The sequence below is a fragment of the Streptomyces sp. NPDC058864 genome (assembly GCF_042742985.1).
GTDB lineage: Bacteria > Actinomycetota > Actinomycetes > Streptomycetales > Streptomycetaceae > Actinacidiphila.
In genome coordinates this window covers 128,264-151,010 of record NZ_JBHYMQ010000001.1, presented here as the reverse complement: position 1 = coordinate 151,010, position 22,747 = coordinate 128,264, and the positions used below count along the sequence as shown (strand labels likewise).

The following is a 22,747-nucleotide window of genomic DNA, read 5'->3' as shown; positions in this document are numbered from 1 at the left end:
CTGGGCTGTCCCCTCCCGAGCCTCGCAACCGGCGCTCACGAGAGACCGGACGTCACTTGACGGTCGTCTTGACCTTGATGTCGCCGCTCACGATCTTCGTCTTGGCCTCGTCCAGCTTGGACTTGATGTCGTCGATGAAGCCACCGCTGGTGGACAGGCCGACACCGTCCTTGGCCAGGTCGTAGGCGTGGGTGCCGGTCAGCGGGGAACCGTCCTTGACGGACTTGACCACGTCGTAGACCGCGACGTTCACGTTCTTCAGCGCGGAGGTCAGGATGGCGTCCTTGTACTTCGCCAGACCCGGCTGCTCGTGCTGGTCGGAGTCGACACCGATCGCCCAGGCACCGGACTTGCCGGCGACGGCCTCGATGGCGCCGTTGCCGGAGGAGCCGGCGGCGGCGTAGATCACGTCGATGCCGTTGTCCAGCATGCCCTGCGCGGCGGCCTTGCCCTTGGCGGGGTCGGAGAAGCCGGAGAGGTCCGAGCCGCTGGTCAGGTACTGGGTGGTGACCTTGACCTTCGGGTTGGTCTCCTCGACACCCTGGCGGAAGCCGGCCTCGAACTTGTTGATCAGCGGGATGTCCACGCCACCGATGAAGCCGACCTTGTTGTCCTTGGTCTTCAGGGCGGCGGCGACACCGGCGAGGTAGGAGCTCTGCTCCTCGGTGAAGACGATGCTGTCGACGTTCTTGGCGTCGACGACCGAGTCGACGATCGCGAAGGTCGTCTTGGGGTACTTCTTGGCCGCGGCGGTGATGGACTCGGCGTACGCGAAGCCGACACCGATGACCGGGTTGTAACCCGCGTCGGCCAGGTCCTCCAGGCGCTGCTCGCGGTCGGCCTCGGTGTCCGAGGTCTTGGCGGTCAGCTCCTTGACGTCGATGCCGAGGTCGGCCTTCGCCTTGTCCAGGCCCTGGGCGGCGGAGTCGTTGAACGAGTGGTCACCACGGCCACCCACGTCGTAGGCGACGCCGACCTTCAGCTTGCCGCTGCCGCTGCTGCTGCTGTCACTGCCGCTGTCCTTGGAGCTGCTGCCGCAAGCGGTCGCGGTGAGCGCGAGAGCCGCGGAGGCTATACCCGCGGCGGCGATCTTGGTTACCCGGCGCAAGAGGGTACCCCTTCAACTCTGAGCGCCCCGTCCGGCGCTGGCTTAACCGGAGCTTAACGCGCGTAGATGTCAGGTAAAGGGGGGTTGGCCGCCCGTTATCGGATCGTCGCATTTCGGCCAGGTGACCCGGCCGTGTCGGCCGGGTCACCTACCGTCATGCCAGCAGCGCAGCGGAGGTGAAGAGTTCCACGCCGACCTTGATCGCGCCCTCGTCGACGTCGAAGTCACCTTGATGCAGATCACGCTTTGACGTGTCCCCAACGGGCCTTACGCCCAACCTCGCCAGCGCGCCCGGAACCTGCTCCAGGTACCAGGAGAAGTCCTCGCCGCCGAGGCTCTGCTCCGTGTCCTCGACCGTGTGCGCGCCGTAACGGGCCGTCATGGCGTCGCGCAGCAGCTCGGTCGAGTCCGCCTCGTTCACCACCGGCGGCACCCCGCGGTGGTAGGTCAGCTCCCACTTGGCCCGGTACATGGCGGCCACCTGGTCGATCACCTCGTGGACCAGGTCGGGGGCCTCGTGCCAGGCGTTCAGGTCCAGGCAGCGGACCGTGCCCTCCAGCTCGGCGTGCTGCGGGATGACGTTGGCGGCGTGGCCGGCCTCGATGCGGCCCCACACGATGCTCATCCCGGCACGGGGGTCGATCCGGCGGGCGAGCACCGCCGGCAGCTCGGTGGCCATCTTGGCGGCGGCCGTCACCAGGTCGGTGGTGAGGTGGGGGCGTGCCGTGTGGCCGCCCGCGCCGTCCAGGGAGAGCTCCAGCCGGTCCACGGCGGAGGTGATCGGCCCCTGGCGCAGGCCGATCCGCCCGACCTCGACCTTCGGGTCGCAGTGCAGGGCCAGGATCCGGCCCACGCCGTCCAGCGCGTTCGCCTTGATGGCGTCCAGCGCGCCACCCGGCATGACCTCCTCGGCCGGCTGGAACACCAGCCGTACCGGACGCCTCAGCTTGCCCTCGCGCTCCAGCTCCGCCAGTACCAGGCCGGCACCGAGCACCACGGTGGAGTGCACGTCGTGGCCGCAGGCGTGCGCCCGCCCGGGCACGGTCGAGCGGTACTCCACCCGCTTGGTGTCCGGAATCGGGAGCGCGTCGAGATCCGCGCGCAGCGCCAGCCGGGGACGCTCCGGGTCGGTGGCGCCGATGTCGCACAGCAGACCGGTGCCGCCGGGCATCACGCGCGGCTTGAGGCCGGCCTGCTCCAGGCGGGCCTTGATCGCGGCGGTGGTACGGAACTCCTGCCGGCCCAGCTCGGGGTTCATGTGCAGGTCCCGCCGGAACGCCACGAGCTCGGCCCGGAGCCGTTCGGGCAGTACGCCCAGCAGCGCACCTTCGGGTGTGGCGGGGACTGTGGGCGCCACTGGCACGGGATTTTCGGAGGGTTCGGAGGCTGAGTCGTTCACCTCCGACAGGCTAGACCGCATCTGTGCTCCCGATCGCTACATCACCGTAAATTCATGCCGCGCGAGGAAGAAAAACTCGCCCGTTCGGCGCGTACCCCGCCCCGTACAGGGGTATCAACCAGGTTTATCCCTCGCCACTCCATAGTGGCCCAACGATCGCCCGGCCGCGAGGCAACGCCCTGTGAGCGGCCCGGAACGGCCCAGGGGGCCACCCTGCGGAGCGGCCCGGGGCCCGCGGGGACGCGGGTGGGGCGGCCTGCCGGCGGCGACGCGCCACGCGGGTCAGGCCAGGGCGACCGGGGCGTCGGGGGCGGACGGTTCCGGGGCGGGGCGGCGGGGACCCAGGAGGCGGGCGTAGAGGTCGAGGAGGGGCTCGGACTGCTTCTGCCAGGACCACTCGCGCAGGACGTCCCCGCGCTCGTACGCCTTGCGGTAGCGGCGCGGATTGGTCAGCACGGCGCCGACGGCACGGACGAAGTCGGCGGTGTCCCCGGAGCGGAAGACCTCGCCGTTGCCGATCTCCAGGGTCGGGCGGGCCAGCACGCGGACGTCGCTGACCACCACGGGCAGCCGGGCGTGCGCGTACTCGAAGTAGCGGGCGGGGAGCGCGACCTGCCGGTCGGGGAGCCGGTGCACCGGGAGCACGCCGATGTCGGCCGAGGACAGGAAGCGCGGGATCTCCGCGGGCGGCACGTAGGACAGCACGTGCAGCCGGCGGGCCACGCCGAGCTCGGCGGCGCGGCCGGTGAGGGTGCGGATCCAGGGGTCGTCCGGGTCGGGCACGATCAGCGCGGCGTGCAGGTCGTACAGCTTGGGCAGCGCGTCGACGACCGTGAGGAGGCCGCGGGCGGGACCGGCGGAACCGCTGTGGACCAGCAGCGGGACCTCCGGGGCGAGGTGGCAGCGGTCGCGGACGCCGGGCGGCGGCGGGGAGGGCAGCGGCTCGTGCGGCGGGGTGTTGCGGGCCACCGCGGGACGCGCGGGCAGCCGGTGGCGCTCGCGGAGGCGGTCCGCGTAGGTGTCGGCGACGGTCACGACGCCGTCGGTGAGCGGTACGTAGCTGCGCTCGTGGGCGTCGCGGGCGACGGCGGCACGGCGGGTGGGCTCGGGCTTGGCGGTGGTGTCCCAGACCACCTCGATCCGGTGGCCGGTGCCCTCGGCGCGCATCGCGGCCCGCACGGCCGTGCCCAGGGAGCGGTGGCCCAGGGCGTGCACGAGGTGCGGGCGCAGCTCGTCGAGGACGGGGCCGTAGGCGATCTCCAGGTCGAGCAGGAGCGGGTCGAGCCGGCGCCAGCAGCGTTTGCCGAGCAGCAGCTTGGTCGCGGTGGCGGCGGCGCTCTCCAGGGGACCGCCGGGGGCGGCGCGACGGCGGACCGCGGCGCGGTACTGCGCCGAGCGCAGCGCCGTCCAGGCCCGGCGGAGCACGTGCCGGAACCGGCCGCCCGCGTGGACCAGGCGGGCGGCGGCCTTCAGCGGTAAAGGGCGGTGGATCACGTCCAGTTCGGCCCCGCGGGAGGCCAGCAGGGACGCGTGGGCGGCGAGCAGCGCGGCGCGGTAGGCGTGCGAATCGGCGCTGCGGTAGGCGAGGACGTGCCGCGGGCCCGGACGGGGGCGCTGCAGCCGCCTGCGGTGGAGCGTCTCGGCGACGGTGACGCGGATCAGCCGCACGCCCGGCGGCGCGGCGCCGAGCGCGGCGGCCGGCCCGTCGGCGGCGCGGCCGACGAGCGTGACGTCGTACCCGGCGGCGGCCGCGGCCGCCGCCACACGGTGCGCCCGGGAGTCACCGTCGAGCGCGCTGTCCGCGAGGACCGCGATGCGCGGCGCGGACCTCGGTCCCGTTGCCATGGATCAAGACAACCGGGTTCGGGTGACCGCTCGGTGAAGTGGATCTTGCGGAGAGTGGAACGACACCGGCCGCCGGTCCGCGCGCTCCTGCGCGCCCCCGCACTTCAACGCGCCCCGGCGCGGCCGGTTTTCCCCCTTGCCGCGCCTTTCGGGAGCTTGTCACCGGCCTCCAGACTGGTGTGACGAGGGGAAATGGGGTGGGGCGTGTGACATCGCGATACCCGGGCGCCGGGAGCACGGGGGCCACCGGGGACACGGAGGCGTACGGCGCGCAGGACGGGGGTGCGGCCGACGGGGGTGCGGCCGACGGGGGTGCGGCCGCGGTGCCGCCGCCCCGCCCCGCGCACGCGCCGCGGACACCGCGGGGGGTGTCCGCGACGCCGTACGGGGCCGAGGAGGACTGGAGCGCGTCGACCCGCTACATGTGCGCGGGAGCACGCCTGGACGAGGGATTCGCGCGCCGGGTGGTGCACGAGCTGCGGCACGAGCGCTACCGGGCCTGCGCCCCGTCGTACGGCGTCGACCTCGACCGGGTCGGCGCCCACGCCGAGCAGACCTTGCGCGACCTGCGCAAGCGGGATCTCGCCGTCGGCGCGGCCTTCGTCCTGTCGCTGCTGGTCGCCCCGGTGACGACGCTCGCCTACTGGTTCGCCACCGCGTTCCTGCCCGGGGGCGGCGCGCAGACGGGCTCGGTGGTGCCCAGGCGGCGCCGGATGCGGGAAGGGCAGCGCGACCCGGCCGTCATGGCGGTGCTGCGGGCCCTGGCGGTGCAGCTCGCCGTCCTGTCGGCGGCCTCCTGGCTGGCCGAGCTGGTGCCGTTCTGGCCGAGCGCCGGGCCGGTGGTGACCTTCCTGCTGACGCTGCTCCTGCTGGTCGGCTGCCCGTGGCTGTTCACCTGGGAGCAGCGCAACGCGGCGTGGAAGGCGATCCGGGAGCAGCTGACCCGTGAGGCCTTCCGCTCCCCCGCGCAGGAGCCGCCCCGCGACCCGGAGGCGGCGGGGCTGCCGCAGTCCTCCGTGGGCGGCGACGCGAACCTGGTCGTCTACAGCGGCTACCGGCCCTTCGTGGGGGCGGGCGACGAGGTCACCTCGTGGTCCTTCGCGATGCGGCTCGTCCCCGAGGGCCACGAACCGGGCACCGGGCAGGAGCCGCCCCCGGTGCCCTTCGACACGGCCGGGCTGATCCGGCGGACGGCCGACGACCTGGACGGCCTGCGTGCGGCCGCGGCCTCCCCGGTGGACCGGATCCCCGGCCTGGAGGTCACGGAGAAGGTGTTCGTCCACGGCACGGAGCTGCGGCAGAACGCCCTCTTCGGGGAGGCGGTGTTCTGGCCCGGCGCCGCGGGCCGGTGGCCGCCCGAGGGCAGACCGGCCGACCAGCTCTCCTCTGAGCGCATCGCCGCGGCCCGGGGCGTGGTCGACGGCCCCGTGCGGCACTGCCTGGCCGCGCAGGTCCGCAGCTGGGGCACTGACCTGGTGCTGTCGGTCTTCGTCCAGACCGCGGTGAGCGGGGCGACGCTGTATCTGCAGGCCAACACCATGGTGCTGACCCCGGTCCGGGAGGCCTACCGGGTCGCCGACTCCGTCTCCCGTCCCGAGGAGGCCGAGGAGGCCGCGCCCGGCCTCGCCGACGCGCTGCTGCTCAGCCGCTCGGTGCTGATGTCCGCGCTGCCCAACGCCTATGCGGAGCTGCGCGCCCCGGCCCGGCGGGAACGGGCCCTGGCGGCGCAGCGGACGGCCATCACCGACGACCGGCGCCACGACTTCGGGGCCCGGATCAGCCTGCGCGAGCTGGCCTCCTCGCACGCCTACCGCGACTTCTTCCAGAAGGTGGACGTCACGCGCATCGGCAAGCAGATCGAGCTGCAGATCCTCGGCACGCTCGCCGAGTTCCTCGCCGAACACGGCCTGGACCGGGGGGATCTGACGCAGCACCGGAACGTCATCCTGAACCAGGGGATCATGATGACCGGCGGTTCCATGAGCGGCAGCATCGCGGCGGGCTCCGGCGCCTCGGCGATCTCCACCGGCGGCCGGTCGCCGCTGGCCGGGGCGGGCACCGAGGGGGGCGCCAAGTGACGCCGCGGGATCCGGCTCCGCAGATCAACCACGGCATCGTGATCGGGGGCGACGCCCGGGTGAGCGACTCGGCCCTGGCCGCCGGGCGCGGGGCGTACGCGCGCAGGGACGGCACGGAGGCCGAGGCGCTGCGTGCGGCGCTCACCGCGATCGGCGAACTGCGCCGCCGTCTCGACTCGTTGGAGGGCACCGAGGCCGCCCGGGAGGAGGCCGACGCCCTGGCGGACGACCTCAGGGCGGGCGGGCCGGGAGGTGTGGACGGGCGCCGGGCAGGGGAACGGCTGACCCGGCTGCGGGCCCTCGTGGGCGATGCCACCGCGCTGACCGGGCTGGTCACGGCGGTCCATGAGAGCGTACGGGCGATCACCGGTGGGTGAGCGGCCACGCCTTGGGCGGTCGAGGGCGGCGCTGGCGCTGTGCTGTGCGACGCTGGCGGCGGCCTGCTCGCTGCCGGGGGAGGATGAGGGGTCGGGCAAGTCCGCCGAAGGGCCCCGTACGACGGCGGTGTTCACCCCGCGAGAGCCCGTGGACGCGGCGCGGCTGCGCCAGATCGCCGACCTCATGGGCCGGCGCGCCGAGGGCTTCGGCTACGAGGACGTCACCGTGAAGGCCGGCGCGGGCCGGGTCACGGTCTCCCTTCGCGGAGGGAGCGCGCGGGAGATCGCCTCCCTGGGGAAGCCCGCGGTCCTGGTCTTCCGGCCGGTGGTGCTGCTGGAGCCCTCCGCCGGCGGCTCGGCCGCCCTGCCGTCCGGCTCCGGAAGCGGCTCCGGCGGCGGCTCGGTGCCCGGCGGCGCGGAGTACGCCGCCCTGGACTGCTCGGTGCCCGCCCAGCGGGTCGACCATCAGCGGGGCGGTGCGCGCTGGGCCCTGGCCTGCGCCGAGCGGGCCGAGAGCGGCGCCTGGACGAAGTACCTGCTCGGGCCGGTGGCCCTGAGCGGCACCGAGATCCGTGACGCGGCGGCCGTGCTCGACACGCAGAACGCCACCGGATGGCAGATCCGGCTGACCTTCGGGAGAAGCGGTGCACGGAAGTTCGCCGAGCTCACCGGGCGCCTGGCCGGGGAGCTGAGCCCGGCCAACCAGTGCGCCATGGTGCTGGACGGCGCGGTGCTGTCGGCGCCGCTGGTCAACTCGGCCATCACCGGCGGCACAGCGGTGATCACCGGCAACTACACCCGCAGCTCCGCCGGCCGGCTGGCCGCCCAGCTGGGCAGCGGCAGCCTGCCGACGGAGATGGAGGTCGCCTCCGTGACGCGCTGACCCGCCGGCCGGTCCGGCCGGCGGGCCGGGTGGTTCAGCCGACCGCGGCCGCGCCCGAGGCCACCGAGGCCAGGCCGTGCAGGTCGCGGGCGCTGCCGGTGATCCCGGACAGGAAGCTCTGGGCCCGCGGCGAGGCCCGGTCGGTCAGCCACTCCGGGTCGACGTCGCAGACCGTGATCCTCACTCCGGTGCCCTCCAGTGCGAGCGGCAGGGTGTGCACGACCGTGGAGGGGAAACTCAGGATCGTGTGGCCGATCGGGCCGCGGCGGGCGACCAGTTCCAGCGGCAGGTCGGGCCGCACGATCTGCAGCCCGGTCTCCGCGGACAGCAGGTGCAGCTTGTCGGCGCTCTCCCGCCGGTGCGCGAAGTAGCGGGTGGCACCGTGCGCTCGGGTCAGGGCCGCGACGGCGGTCAGGTAGCGCTCGGGGTCGACCACCCCGGTCTCCACCAGAGAGGTGCCGACGATGTCGGTGCCTGCACTGACGGTGGGCGGGCCGAACCGTGCCCGGGTCCAGGCGAAGCGGTTGGTCCGCAGCGCCATCCCGGAAGGAGGCGCGGCGGGCATCGAGCTGAACAGCTCGACCCGCCGCCCGGCGCCTGGGGTGAGTCGGCGCCGGGCGGCCGAGGCGAAGACGCCGAAGGCCGCGTCCGCCGGCGAGAGCCGGCGTCCGCTGCGGTGCCAGCGGACGAGCCGGGCACCTCTGGTGAGGAGTTCGGTGAACTCCATGGTCGCCGTGCCGTCGTCGACGACGGTGATCTCCTTCGCCCGGCTGAGCGGCAGGAGCACCTGCACCAGGCGGGAGAAGGGGTCACCGAGGACGACCCGACCCGCGGCCCGCAGGGCCGGGGTCAGTTCGGCGGCGGTGCGCAGCAACGAGCCCCGGGAGGAACGGGCCTCGCACCAGCGCACGCTGATGCCCTCGTCCATCGCCAGCTCCGCCATGCGGCGGAGCTGACCACGCGTCATGGGGTCACGCGGGGCGAGGGCGACGATGGTGAGCGGCCGTCCGGGCGCCGCCGGGCCCGGGACGGCCGAGGCCGTCCCGGGCCGCGGCATGGGCACCGCGGGCGGATGAACGTGCGCCCACTCCAGCACGTTGAGCAGCTGAACGGGGCTCTCCACGAGTGCCAGAGTGCCGCTGTCGCTCATGGATCAGGCCGACACCGTCTCGGCCTCGGCGGCGGCCTGGGCCGCCTCCTGCTCGGCGATGACGCCGGGCACGCGGCGCAGCTTCTTCATCGGGCCGAGCTCGCCCTCGTAGACCTTCTTGACACCGTCGCCGAGCGCCTGCTCGATGATGCGGATGTCGCGGACCAGGCGGTCCAGGCCCTGCGGCTCGACGGAAGCGGCCTGGTCCGAGCCCCAGTTGGCGCGGTCGAGGGTGATGTGACGCTCGACGAAGACGGCGCCCAGGGCGACGGCCGCGAGGGTGGTCTGCAGGCCGATCTCGTGACCGGAGTAGCCGACCGGCACGTTCGGGAACTCGCTCTGCAGGGTGTTGATCATCCGCAGGTTGAGCTCCTCGTGCTTCGCCGGGTAGGTCGACGTGGCGTGGCACAGGATGATGTTCTCGCTGCCGAGCACCTCCACCGCGTGGCGGATCTGCTTCGGGGTCGACATGCCGGTCGAGAGGATGACCGTCTTGCCGGTGGCGCGCAGGGCGCGCAGCAGCTCGTCGTCGGTCAGCGAGGCCGAGGCGACCTTGTGGACCCGGACGTTCTCGAACTTCTCCAGGAACTCGACCGAGGGGACGTCCCACGGGGAGGCGAACCAGTCGATGCCCTTCTTGGTGCAGTACGCGTCGATCGCGCGGTACTCGTCCTCACCGAACTCCACCTTGTGGCGGTACTCGATGTAGGTCATGCGGCCCCAGGGGGTGTCGCGCTCGATGTCCCACTGGTCGCGCGGGGTGCAGATCTCCGGGGTGCGCTTCTGGAACTTCACACCGTCGGCGCCGGCCTCCACGGCCGAGTCGATCAGGGCGAAGGCGTCCTCGAGGGAGCCGTTGTGGTTGATGCCGATCTCGCCGGTGACGTAGACGGGCTGGCCGGGGCCGACCAGGCGGTCGCCGATCGGACGAAGGCGGGCGTTGGTGGTGGTCACTGGGAGAGTTCCCTTCGGGACAGTGAGGGGCCGAGGATCCACGAGGCGATCTCGCGGATCGCTCCGCGTCCTCCGGGCGTTGCGGTGACGGAGCGGGCGGCGTCCTTGACGATGTCGTGCGCGTTGGCGACGGCCGTGGGCCAGCCGACGAGCGCGAAGCAGCCGAGGTCGTTGACGTCGTTGCCGACGTACAGGACCCGCTCGGGGGCGATTCCTTGCTCCTCGCACCACTGCTTCAGTGCGAGGTCCTTGCGGTCGATGCCGTGGAGCACGGGGACCTTGAGCTTGCGGGCCCGCGCGGCGACGACCGGGTTGGTCTCCGTGGACAGGATCAGGACGGGCAGGCCGTTGTCGCGCAGGGCGGCGATCCCGAGCCCGTCACCGCGGTGCACGGTGACGGCCTCGCGTCCTTCGGAGTCGACCAGCACCGTGTCGTCGGTCTGGGTGCCGTCGAAGTCGAGTACGACCGCGTCGACGTCGTCGCGGGTCGGGTGCGCCGGCACCTCGGGGGAGGTCTCCGTCGCGGGGTCGAGCAGTGGGGCCAGGGCGCGGGCGCGGGCCAGGTCGTCCGGCTCGTCGACCTCCAGGACCTTGGCGGGGTCGGTGCGCACCAGCGCGGTGTGGCCGAAGAAGCGGTGCTTCGCCTCGCGGAAGCCCGGAACGCGCATCGCGTAGGCGGCGCCGGTCTCCAGCAGGTCCTGCGGCCGGTCCTGGCGGCGGGGGCGGTGGGCCTTGTCGTGGTTGACGCCGTAGCCTCCGGTCGCGGCGGCCACGGTCGTACGGGCCCGGCCGCCCTCGGCCGCCTCGTCGGCGGCAGCGGCGGCGGCGCCGATCTGGTCGGCGGCGTCGCGCCAGATGAAGCCGTGGAAGGGGGCCACGGTCACGGCGGTGTCCGCGCCGTCCTCGACGACCGCGGCGGCCACGCCGTTGACGTCCTCGGTGGTGATGAACGGGCTGGTGCACTGGACGAGCAGCACCACGTCGGCGCCGCGCCCGGTCATCGCCTCGTGCGCGTCCATCGCGTGCAGGACCGCGGCCTCGCTGGTCGCGGTGTCCCCGGCGATGGCGGCCGGACGCAGGACGACCTCGGCGCCGGCGGTGCGGGCCGCGTCGGCGATGGCGGGGTCGTCGGTGGAGACGACGACGTCGGTGACGTGGCCGGCCGCGCGGCAGGCCCGCACGGCGCGCTCGACCAGCGGCACGCCGCCGACCGTGGCGAGGTTCTTGCCGGGTACGCCCTTCGAGCCGCCGCGGGCGGGAATGACGGCCAACACCGTTGGCATGGTGGCTCCTTGCGACTTGGAGGGCGGGTTCACAGCTGTCCCCACCTGCGGATCACGGGCGCGACGCGCTGCACGCCCTGGCGGTACGCGGCGCGCGCGGAGTTGCGCGCGATGTCCCGCACGGCCCGGCGCAGCGGACTGGCTTCGGCGGGCTCGGTCGCGGAGCCGGGCAGCGGCTCGCCCTTCGGGTCGAGGCCGTGGCGGGCGAGCACGCCGGGCAGGTAACCGGGCGCGGTGGTGGTCGTGTAGTACGGCGCCAGCGGCGGGAGCGCGGGGGCGGCGGCCAGGTCGGTGACCCGCTCGCGCACGGCCCGGAAGGGGTCGCCGCCGGAGGCGATGCCCTGGGCGCGGGCCCACTCGGGGTGCACCCTCGGCACCTCGCCGGAGTCGATCTGGTCCCAGGAGGCGTAGGCGCCGGAACCGAGGAAGTGGTGGTTGCCCAGCGCCTCGCGGATCCCGAGGTCGGTGAGGACGGCCGTGGGGATGCCGCGGTGCATGGACTCCAGAGCCGCCGTCGAACTCACCGTGACCAGCAGGTCGGTGCGGTCCAGGACCTCGCCCATGTGCCCGTAGACGAGCTTGAGGTTCTTCGGCGGGTCCAGCTTGGACACCAGCTTCTGGTACGGCTGTTCCTCGATGTGCGTGGTGTGCTCACCGGGCTTGCTGCGCAGCTTGACCAGGACCTCGCGCTCCGGGTGGAAGCGCGCGTGGTCCACCGCGCGGCGCAGCAGGTACGTGCGGTCCCTGCGGCTGTCCGGCACGGAGGGCTGGACGGCGAAGACCACGGTGAACGGCCGGTCCCCGGAGGGCTCGTAGGGCTTGCCCTCCAGGAAGGGCAGGGCGGTCTCGACGACCGTCCCGGCGTCGGCGCCGACGCCCTCGTAGACCTCGCGGAAGCGCTGCGCGTCGTGGGCGCTGTTGGCGAGCACGGCGTCGGCGCCGGCCCGCAGCAGGAGTCCGTCGGCGAGCTTCTCGTAGACGACCCCGACGTAGCCGGTGACGACGACCGGGCGGCGGGGGGTGCCCTGCCAGGCACGGGCGAGTCCGTGCAGCATGGCCTGGACGGTGCCGCCGACGCAGGAGAGCACCACGACGTCCGCGGTGTCACGGGAGGTCGCGGCCAGGAACTGTGCCGCAGTGACCTCGCGCATCGACTCCGCGGGGATGCCGACCTCAGCGAGCTGGCGCTCGGTCGGGGTCGCCCGGCCGCGGAGCAGGCGGGCGTCGAGCCGCGCCTCCGGGGCAATGCGGCGCGCCGTCAGCGCACCCCATTTCCATCGGGTGTCCGAGTCGGCGAGGACGGTGACCCTGATCGGGTCGGCGGTACTTGCTGGCACGCCGGAGACGCTAGGAATGCATTCCGAGCGGGCCTCCAACGCAACACCAACGGACGGTTAACAACATGCCGCCGAATGGAGAATCGACCTCCCCGGGCACCGGATTAACCGTTCCGCCATTTTCCGTTCACCTCGGGGTTGGGGAGGCGTCAGGGCCGGGGACGGGCCACCGCATAGGGTGCGGGACGTGGTTAAGCTCTCCGTCATCGTCCCGTTCTACAACGTGCAGGCATTCGCTCCTGACATGTTGCGGAGCCTTCGCGCGAATGCCCGCGCGGATTTCGAGTTCATTCTCGTGAACGACTGCGCAACGGATGACACCCCGGGAATCCTCGAGCGCGCGCTGCCAGACCTGCCCGGGGCGATACTCGTCTCCCACGAGAGGAACGGGGGGCTCGCAACCGCCCGCAACACGGGCATCGACGCCGCCCGGGGCGAGTACCTGACCTTCCTCGACGGCGACGACTGGCTGGCCGAGGGCTACCTGCCCCGCCTGCTGGACGCCATAGAGACGATCGGCACCGACTTCGTGCGCACCGACCACGTCGTCTCCCACGGACGCAAGCGCACCATCGCCCGGGTGCCGCACGGCCGTCGCGGGGTCGCCCTGGACCCGCGCGGGGCGATCCTGCCCACCGACCGCACGACCTCGGTGGACTACCCGTACGCCTGGGCCGGCATCTACCACCGCAGGCTGGTCGACGCCGGGCTGCTGCACTTCCCCGACGGATTGCGCACCGCCGAGGACCGGCCATGGATCTGGCGGCTGCACCGCGAGGCGAAGTCCTTCGCGGTCGTCGGCCTGCTGGGCGTCTTCTACCGGCGGGGGGTGGCCACCTCGCTCACGCAGATCGGCGACGTCCGGCAGCTGGACTTCATCCGCTCCTTCGACCAGGTCCTCGCGGAGACCGCGGCGGACCCCGACGCGGACCGCTTCCTGCCCAAGGCGGTGCGCACCTACTGCGCGGTGATCGCGCACCACCTGGGCGCCATGAGCCGCTACGAGCCCCAGGTCGCACGGAAGCTGAAGGCGATGAGCGCGACCGCCCTGAAGAAGATGCCGCAGGACGTCCTGAACGAGGCGCTGGACTCGATGGACATGAAACGCGCCCTGCTGCTGCGCCGGACACGCCGGCGCCTCGGTGCCGGAACGGTGGCCGCGTGATGGCCCGTACCCAGGTGTTCCTGGCGTCGACGCTGTTCGGCGCCGCCACGGTGGCCGCCGCGCTGGACGCCGGCCTGTTCGCCCCCGCCGACCGCAGGCTGCTGCTGGTCAGCAACAACGCCCCCGCACCCGAGATCTCGCCGGCCCTGGACACGGCGCCGGGCTTCGGGGCGCTGCGCGACCGCTTCGACCGGGTGCTCTCGTGGAACGACGCGATCTCCCCGCTCCACCCCTCCGGCTGGTCGCCGCGCGCCGACGACGTGCCGATGTGGGAGCGCCACCTGCGGAGGCTCTGGGACCTCGGCGAGGACGAGGTCGAGCTGATCGTCGAGTCCCTCCACGTCGACCCGGCGCTGGCGCTGGTGAACACCTTCCCCGGCGCGCCCGTCGAGGTGTACGCCGACGGCCTCATGGCCTACGGCCCGACCCGGGACAAGCTGGACACCCTGGTCACGACCCGGGTCGGCCGGCTGCTGCACCTGGACCTGGTCCCCGGGCTGCGGCCGCTGCTGCTGTCGGAGCACGGCGTCACCTCCGGACTCGTCCCCGCGGACGCCTTCACCGCCGTTCTCGCGGCGATCGCGGAGCACGACGTGGCCCCGGCCCCGGTGCCCGAGGGCGGCGCTCTGCTGCTCGGTCAGTACCTGTCGGCGCTGGACATCCTCTCCGGCGCCCAGGAGGAGGAGCTGCACGTCCGCATGCTGCGCGCGGCGGTCGCGGCGGGGCACCGGACGGTGGTCTTCAAGCCGCACCCGACGGCGCCCGCCCACTGGTCGCGGCGACTGGAGCGGGAGGCGGAGACCCTGGGTGCGGAGCTGACCGTGGCCGGGGCGTCCGAGCCGGCCGAGGTGCTCTTCGTACGGGCCCGTCCGCAACTGGTCGTGGGCTGCTTCTCCACCGCGCTGTTCACCGCGTCGGCGCTGTACGGGCTGCCCGTCGCCCGCGTGGGGACGGATCTGGTGCTGGAGCGGCTGTCGCCGTACCAGAACAGCAACCGCGTCCCTGTCACGATCGCCGACCGCCTCCTGCCGGACCTGGAGGACCGGCAGGCGACGCGGGCCTGGCGGCCGCCGACGGCGGAGCAGGTCCGACGTGAGCTGACCCCCCTGCTGCGCGCCGTGTGTTACTGCATGCAGCACCAGGCGTACCCGCATCTGCGGGACGACGCGGTCCGCTACCTGACGGACAGCCTGGACTCCGGCACCTGGCGTTACTTCAAGCGGCGCCGCCTGGCGTCGCTGGCCCTCCCGGGGGCGGTGCCGTCCCAGCTGGCGTTCCTGCCGGACAACCCGGCCGTGCGCAGGGTCGCGCGGCGGATCAAGCACGTCGCGTCCCGCGGCTGACCGACGTCGTCCGGTTTGCAGCGGCCGTACGGGCCGGCGCGGAGGACCGCGCCGGCCCCTCGTGCCGGAACCGGGCCCTCGCCCCGGACGGCGCCGCCGGCGGGCGGCTCTTCGACGTGCTGCGCGGTCCCCACTTCACGGTGCCGGCCGTCGGCGCCGAACCGCCCGCGGTGCTGCCGCCGCCACGTACGAGCCTGCGCAGGTCACCGCCCGGCTCGCCCGCTTCGCCGGGTGACTCAGAAGACGTCGGAAGGGACGTACGTCCCCCAGACCTCGCGGAGCGCGTCGCAGACCTCGCCCACTGTGGCGCGGGCCCGGAGCGCGTCCCTCATCGGGTACAGGACGTCATCCGTGCCCTCGGCGGCCTTGCGCAGCGCGGACAACGCCGAGTCCACGGCCCGCCGGTCCCGCCCGGCCCGCAGCGCGGCCAGCCGCGCCACCTGCGCCGTCTCGATCGCGGGGTCGACGCGCAGCGGCTCGTAGCGCTCCTCCGCCTCCAGCTGGAAGCGGTTGACGCCGACGACCACCCGCTCCCCGGAGTCGGTCTCCCGGGCGATCCGGTACGCGTTGCGCTCGATCTCGCCCTTCTGGAAGCCGCTCTCGATCGCGCTCACCGCCCCGCCGAGCTCCTCCACCCTCGCCATCAGCTCCAGGGCGGCCGTCTCGAGTCCGTCGGTCATCGACTCCACGACGTAGGACCCGGCGAAGGGGTCCACGGTCGCCGTCACGTCGGTCTCGTACGCCAGGACCTGCTGGGTGCGCAGCGCGAGCCGGGCGGACTTCTCGGTGGGGAGCGCGATCGCCTCGTCGAAGGAGTTGGTGTGCAGCGACTGCGTGCCGCCCAGCACCGCCGCCAGCCCCTGGACGGCGACCCGCACCAGGTTCACCTCGGGCTGCTGGGCGGTGAGCTGGACGCCCGCGGTCTGGGTGTGGAAGCGCAGCATCTGCGACCTGGGGTTCCTCGCCCCGAACTCCTCGCGCATGACCCGGGCCCAGATGCGGCGGGCGGCGCGGAACTTGGCGACCTCCTCCAGGAGCGTCGTGCGCGAGACGAAGAAGAAGGACAGCCGCGGTGCGAAGTCGTCGACGTCCATGCCCGCGGCGAGGGCGGTGCGGACGTACTCGACGCCGCCGGCGAGGGTGAAGGCGATCTCCTGCGCGGGCGAGGCACCGGCCTCGGCCATGTGGTAGCCGGAGATGGAGATGGTGTTCCAGCGCGGGATCTCGGCACGGCAGTAGCGGAAGAGGTCCGCGACCAGCCGCAGCGAGGGCTTGGGCGGGAAGATGTACGTCCCGCGGGCGATGTACTCCTTGAGCACGTCGTTCTGGATCGTGCCGGTGAGCCGGTCCGCGGGCACCCCCTGCTCCTCACCGACCAGCTGGTACATCAGGAGCAGCAGGGCGGCGGGCGCGTTGATCGTCATCGAGGTGGAGACCCGGTCCAGCGGGATGCCGTCGAACAGCACCCGCATGTCCTCGACCGAGTCGACGGCCACGCCGACCTTGCCGACCTCGCCGTGGGCGAGGGGGGCGTCGCTGTCGTGGCCCATCTGGGTCGGCAGGTCGAAGGCCACGGACAGGCCGGTGGTGCCGTGGGCGATCAGCTGCCGGTAGCGCGCGTTGGACTCGGCGGCGGTGCCGAAGCCCGCGTACTGGCGCATCGTCCAGGGCCGGGTGGTGTACATGGTCGGGTGGACGCCGCGGGTGTAGGGGTAGCCGCCCGGCTCACCGAGCCGTTCGGCCGGGTCCCAGCCGTCCAGGGCGTCGGGGCCGTATACGGGCTCGATGGGCAGACCGGACTCGGACTCGCGTGCCATGGCTCATGCCTCCAGCGACTCGGTCCCCCTTTCCCCAGTGTGCGGCGAACCGTTACCGGGCCGGCGCAACTACATGCCGGGGAAATCAGTCAAAGGCTGTACCGACTCACCTCCAGGGGGACGAAGTGGCACTCATATCCGTCACAAGATCACGCGCGGCGGCCGCTGCCGCCGCGCTTCTCACCGCGGCCCTCCTCGCCGGCTGCACCGCCCAGGCGAGCGAGCCCATCGCCAAGGCCTCCGTGGCACCGGACACCCCGGCCGCCACGGCGAGCCCCTCCGCGAGCCCCGGCCCGAGCCAGAGCACCGCGCCGGCCGGCGGCTCCCCCTCGCCGACGGCCTCGCCGTCCGCCACGAAGAAGCCGAAGGCCGACCGCACCCCCCGGCCGGTCGTCGTCATCGCCCGCGGCAGCAGCAGCGCGAAGGTGCGCGAGCTGCAGGCACGGCTCAAGCAGCTCGGCCTCTTCGGCCGCAACCCGACCGGCTACTACGGCGACGTCACCGTCTCCGCGGTGCGCGCCTTCCAGTCCCGGTACAAGCTGCCCGCGTCGGGCAACGTCACCGACAGGACCTGGGCGAAGCTGCGCTCGGTCACCCGGCAGCCCAAGCACGACGCCATGTACCCGCCGACGAGCAACCCCGTGGCGAAGCTCGACGCGCGTTGCATGACGGGCCGCGTGCTGTGCGTCAGCAAGACCAGCCGCACCCTTGCCTGGGTCGTGAACGGCAAGGTCGTCTCGGCGATGGACGTCCGCTTCGGCTCCCAGTACACGCCGACCCGCGAGGGCACCTTCAGCGTCTTCGCCAAGAGCCGCAACCACGTGTCGACGATCTACCACACGCCCATGCCGTACGCGATGTTCTTCAGTGGCGGCCAAGCGGTGCACTACTCCGCCGACTTCGCGGCCCGCGGCTACGCGGGGGCCTCGCACGGCTGCGTCAATGTGCGCGACCGTGCCAAGATCTCGGCGCTCTTCGACCAGGTGCGGATCGGCGACAAGGTCGTCGTCTACTGGTGAGCCCGGGCCAGCAGCCCGTCCAGCGCCCGCCCGAACAGCAGCCGGCCGGCCCACGCCGTGGGCCGGTCGAACACCCCCGGGAGCGGGCGCACCCGCAGTTCCTCGCGCCACACCACGCGTGAACCCCCGTCCTCCCGCGGCCACACCTCGATCTCGGCCCAGCCGAGCACGGTCCGGCCGCGCTTCTCCAGCCGGCACCACCCGGGGCGGCCGGCGTCCGGCGGCTCCCAGCGCACGATCTCCATGGGGTCGTCGACGGCCGCCCGCCCGAGGCCGGTACGCGCCGTGAACGACCGCTCCCCGGTGACGACGGCGGTGGTGAACGGCACCAGCTCGGCGTGGCGTTCCCAGTCGGTGACCCGGCGCCAGGCCTCGGCGGCGGGAAGCGGGCAGTGCCGCTCGATCCGGAAGATCACATCGCCGACCCTATGCCGCCGCCCCGCGGCGTACGTGAGGACGCGGGCGGAGCGGGGGGAAAGCGCTCCGCCCGCGTCCCTCGTTGGGGGCCCGATACGGGGGGACCGGGCGACCCCTCGACCGATGACCAGTCGGTCTACTGGTTAAAGCGCCCGGCAGGCGGAAAGTGTCACACCCCGGACCCGCCGCGCCCGGGAGCGCGGCCGGGAGAGGGGAGCTGCCCGGCCGCGCTCGGGTGCGGACCCGTGGGCAGAGCCCGGATCCGCGCGGCCGATGACCAGTCGGCCCATCGACAAAGGCGCACGGCGGCCGGAAAGTGTCACTCGCCGGCGCTGCCGCCCGACGGACGGCCGGGACGCGGTCCCGGCCGTCCGTCGGGCGGGGCGGCCTGAGGGGTCGGGGCGGACGGGCCGGGCCGGAAGGCCGGAGCGCCCCCGGCGGTGCCGCGCGGGCCGCGGTCTGCGTGGCGGTGGTGTCCGCCGGAACGATTCTCCCAACGGCCGCGGCCGTCCTGGGAGTCGTCGTCGCCCGGCTCGTCCCCCTTGCCGGCCTTGCCGCCGTTCCCCCCGGGCCCGGGGTTCCAGCCGAGCAGCCCGGCACAGTAGCGGCGGACCTGGTGCTCGCCGCCGCCCGCGGCCTTGCGCAGCTGCTTGTAGGACTGCTCGTCCATGTTCTTGCGGTGCCGGCCGGCCGCGGCGTAGGCGCGGCACAGCGCCTTGTGGTCCAGCGCCCGCGTGGAGGACGGCGTACCGGCGGGCCGGCCCGGGAGGAAGGTGCCGTGGGTGCCGCCTGCGCCGCCCGCCGGGCGGTCCCGGCCGGGACCGGGGCGGGAGGAGGCCGACGGGGCGGTACGGCCGGGGGACGGCGAACCGCTGTCCGCGGCGGCCGTGGCCGCGCCCTGGGTGTGGACCGGGGCGGGGTCCGGAACACCGTGGCCGAGCAGGGCGGGCAGCGCGCCCGCGGCGGCCGCCACGCTCACCCCGGCCACCGCGGCGGTCGCGATCAACGCCCCAGCCCGCGATCCGGAGTGACGGGCCGTACGGCTCCGCCCGCTCCGGGACACCGAGCCCGCCCCCGTACCCGCACGGGGCGACCAGTCGTCGGCCGCGCCCATCCGGACACCCGCCGGCTCCGCGCTGAGCGCCGCGTCGTCACGCGCGGCGCGGAAGGCGGCGACGGCCGCCTCCTCGCGCTCCGGGTCGAGGGCCCCGGGAGCGGAGGCGGCGGCCAGCAGCCCGGCCAGCCCGGCGGCGCGCTCGTCGCGCCAGGTCCGCTCGGCGGGGTCGTCACCGTGGGCACCACGCAGCAGCCGCTCGGCGGTGGCGTCGTCCAGCCAGTCGTGTCCTCGGTTATCGCTCATCTCATGTCCTCAAGCGTTCGGGACGCCGAAAACGTCACACTCGACGACCCGCCGTCGGAATCCAGCAGCTCAGCGAGACGACGCAGGCCGCGACTGGTGGCCATGCGCATCGCACCGGGCCTCTTGCCCACGACCTCGGCCGCCGACCGGGAGTCCAGACCCATCACCACGCGCAGCAGCACGGCCTCGGCCTGGTCCTGGGGAAGGGCGGCGATGGCCGCCAGCGCGGCCCCGGTGCCCACCGCGGCGACCGCCTCCTCGGCGGTGTCCGACACGGCCGGCCGGTCGAGCAGTTCCTCCACGCCGGCGGCGGCCAGCGGCCGGCGGCCCACCGCCCGCAGGTGGTCCAGCGCCCGGTTGCGGGCGACCCGGGCCGCCCAGCCGCGCACCGCGTCCCCGTCCCCGCTGAAGCCCGGCAGGTCGCGCGCTATCTGCAGCCACGCCTCCGACGCCACGTCCTCGGCGTCCCCCACGCCGACCAGTGAGCGTACGTACTGCAGCAGTTGCGGCTGCACCGCTCGGTACACGAACCGGAAGCCGTCCTCGTCCCCCTCTTGCGCCGCGCGTACCGCGGTCGCCAAATCCACGTTCGGGCCTCCCCCTCGGAGTCGCGCACCATACTGCCCCATGGTGGGCGCCCGCAGGGCCCCCGGGGGCGGCTACCCGCCGGTCACCAGGGGTCAGGACAGCAGCCGGGCGAGCCGTTTGAGTCCGCGGTGCGCCGCCGTGCGGACCGCTCCCGCCCGCTTGCCCAGCACCCGGGCCGCCGAGACCCCGTCGAGCCCGACGACAACGCGCAGCAGGACCGCCTCCGCCTGGTCGGGCGGCAGCGAGGAGATCAGGGAGAGCGCGCGTTCGGTGGCGAGCGCCTCCAGCGCGCGGTCGGCGGTGTCCTCGGCCGCGGGGAGGTCCAGCAGTTCGGCGTCCAGCGGGCGGGCGCGGGGCCTGGAGTCCTGGCGCCGCAGGTGGTCCAGGGCGCGGTGCCGGGCTATGGTCGCCGCCCAGCCGCGGAAGCCCGCCCCGTCGCCGCGGAACCGGCCGAGGTCGCGGGCGATTTCGAGCCAGGCCTCGGAGGTGACGTCCTCCGCGTCGTCACCGACGAGGCCGCGCACGTAGCCGAGCAGCAGCGGCTGGACGAGCCGGTAGACGGCCGCGAAGGCCTGCTCGTCCCCGCCCTGGGCACGCCCGACCGCGGCCCCGAGCTCCATGTCGCGGTCGGTCCGCGGGTCGTGGCGCCCCCCGTTGCTGGCCACACTGTCCTCTCGAATCGCCGACATCCTGTACAGCGTGGATTCGCACTGAATCGTCACACCTGTCGGGCCGCCTGGCGATGGGTGTGACATTTTCGGCCGCGTGAACGCTTTAACAATCAGAAGCGGCCGGAGACGCTCCTGTGGGGGGAGGCGGACTTCGGCCGCTTCACCTATGCGCCCGCGGTACGGCCGCTCAGCCGGTCCTGTCCGCGAGGTCGGTGAAGTCCTGCCAGCTCAGGGCGGGCGGGCCGGGGTCCCACAGCTTCTGGGTGAGCGCGCGCAGCGGCATCCGGATGCCGGCCGCGACCTCCTCCTCGGTCTGGGCGTCCGCCCGGTCGCACCAGACGGCCAGCCGCGCGCCGAGGATGCGGTCCGGTCCTGCGAGCGCCGCGGGCACGGCGTCGTCCCGGTAGACGACGGCCGGGGTCCACTCCTCGTAGATGCGCCGCCCGCTGGGGTAGGGGAAGTTCTGCGGCGCGCCGAGGACGTAGTAGAGGTACCAGGAGTTGAGGTTGAGCAGCTGCCTGCCCTCGCGCAGGTAGTCCTCGGGCAGCGGTCCGCGCAGTTTGTTGCTGGACCAGTAGGCCACCACCCGGTCCGGGTCCGCGGCGACCCGGGCGCCGTCGGAGAAGCCGTCGTTCCACGCCTCGACCCGTTTGCCGAGCGACCGCAGCGTGGCGGCGCGGTCGTTGAGCCAGCCCGCCGCCGCGTCGGCGACATTGGCGTCCGGGCCGTAGCGCTCACGCGCGTACGCGGCGATCCGCGGGAAGGACGCCTCCGGGTCGTCCGCCACGAGCGGCGCGTACTCGTCGCCGCCGACGTGCCAGTAGGTGCCGGGGAAGAGCGGTGCGTACTCCTTGATCAGGTCGTCGACGACGGCCGCCGCGCCGGGCCGCGAGACGTCGAGCGCCCCGCGCACGGGAGTGCCGTCCGCGGAGCGCAGCTGAAGGTCCGGGTGCGCGTCGAGCACGGCGCCCATGTGGCCGGGGCTGTCGATCTCGGGGACGACGGTGATGTGCCGTTGCGCGGCGAGCTCGACCACGGCGCGGACGTCCTCCTTGGACAGGTGCCGGGCCGAGACGACCTCGGGGTGGCTGTCGCTCTCCACGCGGAAGCCCTGGTCGTCGCTGAGGTGGAGGTGGAGCTGGTTGTACTTCAGGTCGCCCAGCTCCCGGACCCTGGCCTCCAGCCACTCACGGCTGAAGTACTTGCGGCCGATGTCGACCATCAGCCCGCGCTCCGGGCGGTCCGGACGGTCCTCGACGGTGCCGGCCGGCACCCGTCCGGTGGAACGGACCGCCTGCAGGAGGGTGCGGGTGCCGTAGAAAACCCCGGCGTCGGTGCCGGCGCGCACTGTCACCCCGTCGGCCGAACTTGTCATCTCGTACGACTCGGGTCCTGCATTACTCCGTTCGAGTGAAAGCGAGATGTCCCCCGGCCTGGCGGGCCCACTGGCGTACGGCCGCCGGAGCTCCCCCGCGAGCAGCCGCGCCTCGTCCTCCACGGCGCTCCCGGCGGGCGCCACCACCCGCGAACCGGGCCCCGGGACGAAGGCGGCGTCACCGGCGGCGGGGGCGAAGGAACGGACGGCGGGGATCGACGGGAACCCGGCGGACGTGCCCGCCTCCGCCCTCCGCGGGGTCCCGGGAGCGGTGGTCCCCACGGGCGCGGCGAGCGCCGGACCGGCCCCGAGCACAGCGGCCAGTACGGCCGTCGCCGCGTACGCCGACGCACGTTTCGCCCGCATCTGCCACATGATCCGAATTTATGCCCGTTGTGTGGATCTCGCCGCGCGGACCAGGGGAAGTCGTGCACTTTCGTTCCCGTACGAGTGAAATTCGGGCATCCGTCGTACAGGGCCGAACATAGGCCGATACGGTGGTCGTCACTCGCCGTCCCACTCTGGTTCACGCCGCGCAGCCGCCCAGCGGTTCCCCCCACCGCCGCCACGTTCCCTCC

General features: G+C 73.6%; 19 protein-coding genes. 6 read left to right on the top strand and 13 right to left on the bottom strand.

Translation table 11 applies throughout. The features are described from left to right. Positions 1 to 52 precede the first annotated feature (52 nt). The 3 genes from ACFW3D_RS00700 to ACFW3D_RS00690 form a co-directional block, all read right to left on the bottom strand. The gene (locus ACFW3D_RS00700; protein ID WP_500499757.1) at positions 53 to 1,108 is read right to left on the bottom strand and encodes a BMP family lipoprotein; all 1,056 of its coding nucleotides are present in this window, start codon (positions 1,106 to 1,108) and stop codon (positions 53 to 55) included. A 154-nt stretch (positions 1,109 to 1,262) separates the two neighbouring features. Then, positions 1,263 to 2,465, bottom strand: a complete 1,203-nt coding sequence (locus ACFW3D_RS00695) for a M20 family metallopeptidase (protein WP_500499756.1) — start codon at positions 2,463 to 2,465, stop codon at positions 1,263 to 1,265. Positions 2,466 to 2,789: 324 nt separating this feature from the next. Continuing rightward, on the bottom strand, positions 2,790 to 4,352 hold the full coding sequence (locus tag ACFW3D_RS00690) for a glycosyltransferase (RefSeq protein ID WP_500499754.1): 1,563 nt from the start codon (positions 4,350 to 4,352) through the stop codon (positions 2,790 to 2,792). A gap of 206 nt (positions 4,353 to 4,558) precedes the next feature. Here ACFW3D_RS00690 and ACFW3D_RS00685 point away from each other — a divergent pair, with 206 nt between their 5' ends. From ACFW3D_RS00685 to ACFW3D_RS00675, 3 genes are read left to right on the top strand one after another with little or no spacing between them, the layout of a single operon-like run. Then, complete coding sequence (locus tag ACFW3D_RS00685) at positions 4,559 to 6,430, top strand: AbeC-like domain-containing protein (protein ID WP_500499752.1); 1,872 nt, start codon at positions 4,559 to 4,561, stop codon at positions 6,428 to 6,430. Next, on the top strand, positions 6,427 to 6,807 hold the full coding sequence (locus tag ACFW3D_RS00680) for a hypothetical protein (protein WP_500499750.1): 381 nt from the start codon (positions 6,427 to 6,429) through the stop codon (positions 6,805 to 6,807). Before ACFW3D_RS00685 ends, ACFW3D_RS00680 begins: the two co-directional genes overlap by 4 nt. Next, positions 6,800 to 7,690, top strand: coding sequence for a SecDF P1 head subdomain-containing protein (locus ACFW3D_RS00675; RefSeq protein WP_500499748.1), 891 nt, complete (start codon positions 6,800 to 6,802; stop codon positions 7,688 to 7,690). Before ACFW3D_RS00680 ends, ACFW3D_RS00675 begins: the two co-directional genes overlap by 8 nt. Before the next feature lie 34 nt (positions 7,691 to 7,724). Here ACFW3D_RS00675 and ACFW3D_RS00670 read toward each other — a convergent pair whose 3' ends face one another. The 4 genes from ACFW3D_RS00670 to ACFW3D_RS00655 are packed head-to-tail and all read right to left on the bottom strand — an operon-like array spanning position 7,725 to position 12,414. Continuing rightward, the gene (locus ACFW3D_RS00670; protein ID WP_500499746.1) at positions 7,725 to 8,840 is read right to left on the bottom strand and encodes a hypothetical protein; all 1,116 of its coding nucleotides are present in this window, start codon (positions 8,838 to 8,840) and stop codon (positions 7,725 to 7,727) included. 3 nt (positions 8,841 to 8,843) lie between these two features. Further along, positions 8,844 to 9,794 carry an N-acetylneuraminate synthase family protein gene (locus ACFW3D_RS00665; protein ID WP_500499745.1) on the bottom strand — a complete coding sequence of 317 codons (951 nt, stop codon included), beginning with the start codon at positions 9,792 to 9,794 and terminating at the stop codon, positions 8,844 to 8,846. After that, complete coding sequence (locus tag ACFW3D_RS00660; protein WP_500499743.1) at positions 9,791 to 11,077, bottom strand: cytidylyltransferase domain-containing protein; 1,287 nt, start codon at positions 11,075 to 11,077, stop codon at positions 9,791 to 9,793. The genes ACFW3D_RS00665 and ACFW3D_RS00660 overlap by 4 nt, the downstream gene beginning before the upstream one ends. A 29-nt stretch (positions 11,078 to 11,106) precedes the next feature. Continuing rightward, on the bottom strand, positions 11,107 to 12,414 hold the full coding sequence (locus ACFW3D_RS00655) for a DUF6716 putative glycosyltransferase (protein WP_500499741.1): 1,308 nt from the start codon (positions 12,412 to 12,414) through the stop codon (positions 11,107 to 11,109). Between the two features lie 187 nt (positions 12,415 to 12,601). Between ACFW3D_RS00655 and ACFW3D_RS00650 the strand changes: the two genes are divergently transcribed. Together ACFW3D_RS00650 and ACFW3D_RS00645 are read left to right on the top strand one after the other, a co-directional pair. Continuing rightward, positions 12,602 to 13,579: a glycosyltransferase family 2 protein gene (locus ACFW3D_RS00650; protein ID WP_500499739.1), complete on the top strand. Its 978-nt coding sequence runs from the start codon at positions 12,602 to 12,604 to the stop codon at positions 13,577 to 13,579. Continuing rightward, the gene (locus ACFW3D_RS00645) at positions 13,579 to 14,922 is read left to right on the top strand and encodes a polysialyltransferase family glycosyltransferase (protein ID WP_500499736.1); all 1,344 of its coding nucleotides are present in this window, start codon (positions 13,579 to 13,581) and stop codon (positions 14,920 to 14,922) included. The genes ACFW3D_RS00650 and ACFW3D_RS00645 overlap by 1 nt, the downstream gene beginning before the upstream one ends. A gap of 236 nt (positions 14,923 to 15,158) precedes the next feature. Here the strand turns inward: ACFW3D_RS00645 and ACFW3D_RS00640 are convergent, their stop codons facing one another. Continuing rightward, on the bottom strand, positions 15,159 to 16,739 hold the full coding sequence (locus ACFW3D_RS00640; RefSeq protein ID WP_500499734.1) for an acyl-CoA mutase large subunit family protein: 1,581 nt from the start codon (positions 16,737 to 16,739) through the stop codon (positions 15,159 to 15,161). 125 nt (positions 16,740 to 16,864) lie between these two features. Here ACFW3D_RS00640 and ACFW3D_RS00635 point away from each other — a divergent pair, with 125 nt between their 5' ends. Beyond that, a complete protein-coding gene (locus tag ACFW3D_RS00635) occupies positions 16,865 to 17,758 on the top strand; it encodes a L,D-transpeptidase family protein (RefSeq protein WP_500499731.1) in 894 nt (297 codons plus the stop codon). Here ACFW3D_RS00635 and ACFW3D_RS00630 read toward each other — a convergent pair. The 5 genes from ACFW3D_RS00630 to ACFW3D_RS00610 all read right to left on the bottom strand — a co-directional run bounded on the left by ACFW3D_RS00630 (position 17,749) and on the right by ACFW3D_RS00610 (position 22,535). Continuing rightward, positions 17,749 to 18,174 carry an SRPBCC family protein gene (locus ACFW3D_RS00630; protein WP_500499729.1) on the bottom strand — a complete coding sequence of 142 codons (426 nt, stop codon included), beginning with the start codon at positions 18,172 to 18,174 and terminating at the stop codon, positions 17,749 to 17,751. The genes ACFW3D_RS00635 and ACFW3D_RS00630 overlap by 10 nt on opposite strands. Before the next feature lie 320 nt (positions 18,175 to 18,494). Continuing rightward, positions 18,495 to 19,535 (bottom strand): hypothetical protein, encoded by a 1,041-nt coding sequence (locus ACFW3D_RS00625; RefSeq protein ID WP_500499725.1) that lies wholly within the window; start codon positions 19,533 to 19,535, stop codon positions 18,495 to 18,497. After that, positions 19,532 to 20,164: an RNA polymerase sigma factor gene (locus ACFW3D_RS00620; RefSeq protein ID WP_500499722.1), complete on the bottom strand. Its 633-nt coding sequence runs from the start codon at positions 20,162 to 20,164 to the stop codon at positions 19,532 to 19,534. Before ACFW3D_RS00620 ends, ACFW3D_RS00625 begins: the two co-directional genes overlap by 4 nt. Before the next feature lie 51 nt (positions 20,165 to 20,215). After that, complete coding sequence (locus ACFW3D_RS00615; RefSeq protein WP_500500148.1) at positions 20,216 to 20,743, bottom strand: RNA polymerase sigma factor; 528 nt, start codon at positions 20,741 to 20,743, stop codon at positions 20,216 to 20,218. Between the two features lie 238 nt (positions 20,744 to 20,981). Then, positions 20,982 to 22,535: a beta-N-acetylhexosaminidase gene (locus ACFW3D_RS00610; protein WP_500499720.1), complete on the bottom strand. Its 1,554-nt coding sequence runs from the start codon at positions 22,533 to 22,535 to the stop codon at positions 20,982 to 20,984. Positions 22,536 to 22,747 lie beyond the last annotated feature (212 nt).

Excerpts from the sequence above, each read along its gene's own strand:
- ACFW3D_RS00690 (WP_500499754.1), bottom strand. The coding sequence starts at position 4,352 with ATGGCAACGGGACCGAGGTCCGCGCCGCGCATCGCGGTCCTCGCGGAC.
- ACFW3D_RS00670 (WP_500499746.1), bottom strand. The coding sequence starts at position 8,840 with ATGAGCGACAGCGGCACTCTGGCACTCGTGGAGAGCCCCGTTCAGCTG.
- ACFW3D_RS00660 (WP_500499743.1), bottom strand. The coding sequence starts at position 11,077 with ATGCCAACGGTGTTGGCCGTCATTCCCGCCCGCGGCGGCTCGAAGGGC.
- ACFW3D_RS00645 (WP_500499736.1), top strand. The coding sequence starts at position 13,579 with ATGGCCCGTACCCAGGTGTTCCTGGCGTCGACGCTGTTCGGCGCCGCC.
- ACFW3D_RS00640 (WP_500499734.1), bottom strand. The coding sequence starts at position 16,739 with ATGGCACGCGAGTCCGAGTCCGGTCTGCCCATCGAGCCCGTATACGGC.
- ACFW3D_RS00625 (WP_500499725.1), bottom strand. The coding sequence starts at position 19,535 with ATGAGCGATAACCGAGGACACGACTGGCTGGACGACGCCACCGCCGAG.
- ACFW3D_RS00620 (WP_500499722.1), bottom strand. The coding sequence starts at position 20,164 with ATGGGGCAGTATGGTGCGCGACTCCGAGGGGGAGGCCCGAACGTGGAT.
- ACFW3D_RS00615 (WP_500500148.1), bottom strand. The coding sequence starts at position 20,743 with ATGGAGCTCGGGGCCGCGGTCGGGCGTGCCCAGGGCGGGGACGAGCAG.
- ACFW3D_RS00610 (WP_500499720.1), bottom strand. The coding sequence starts at position 22,535 with ATGCGGGCGAAACGTGCGTCGGCGTACGCGGCGACGGCCGTACTGGCC.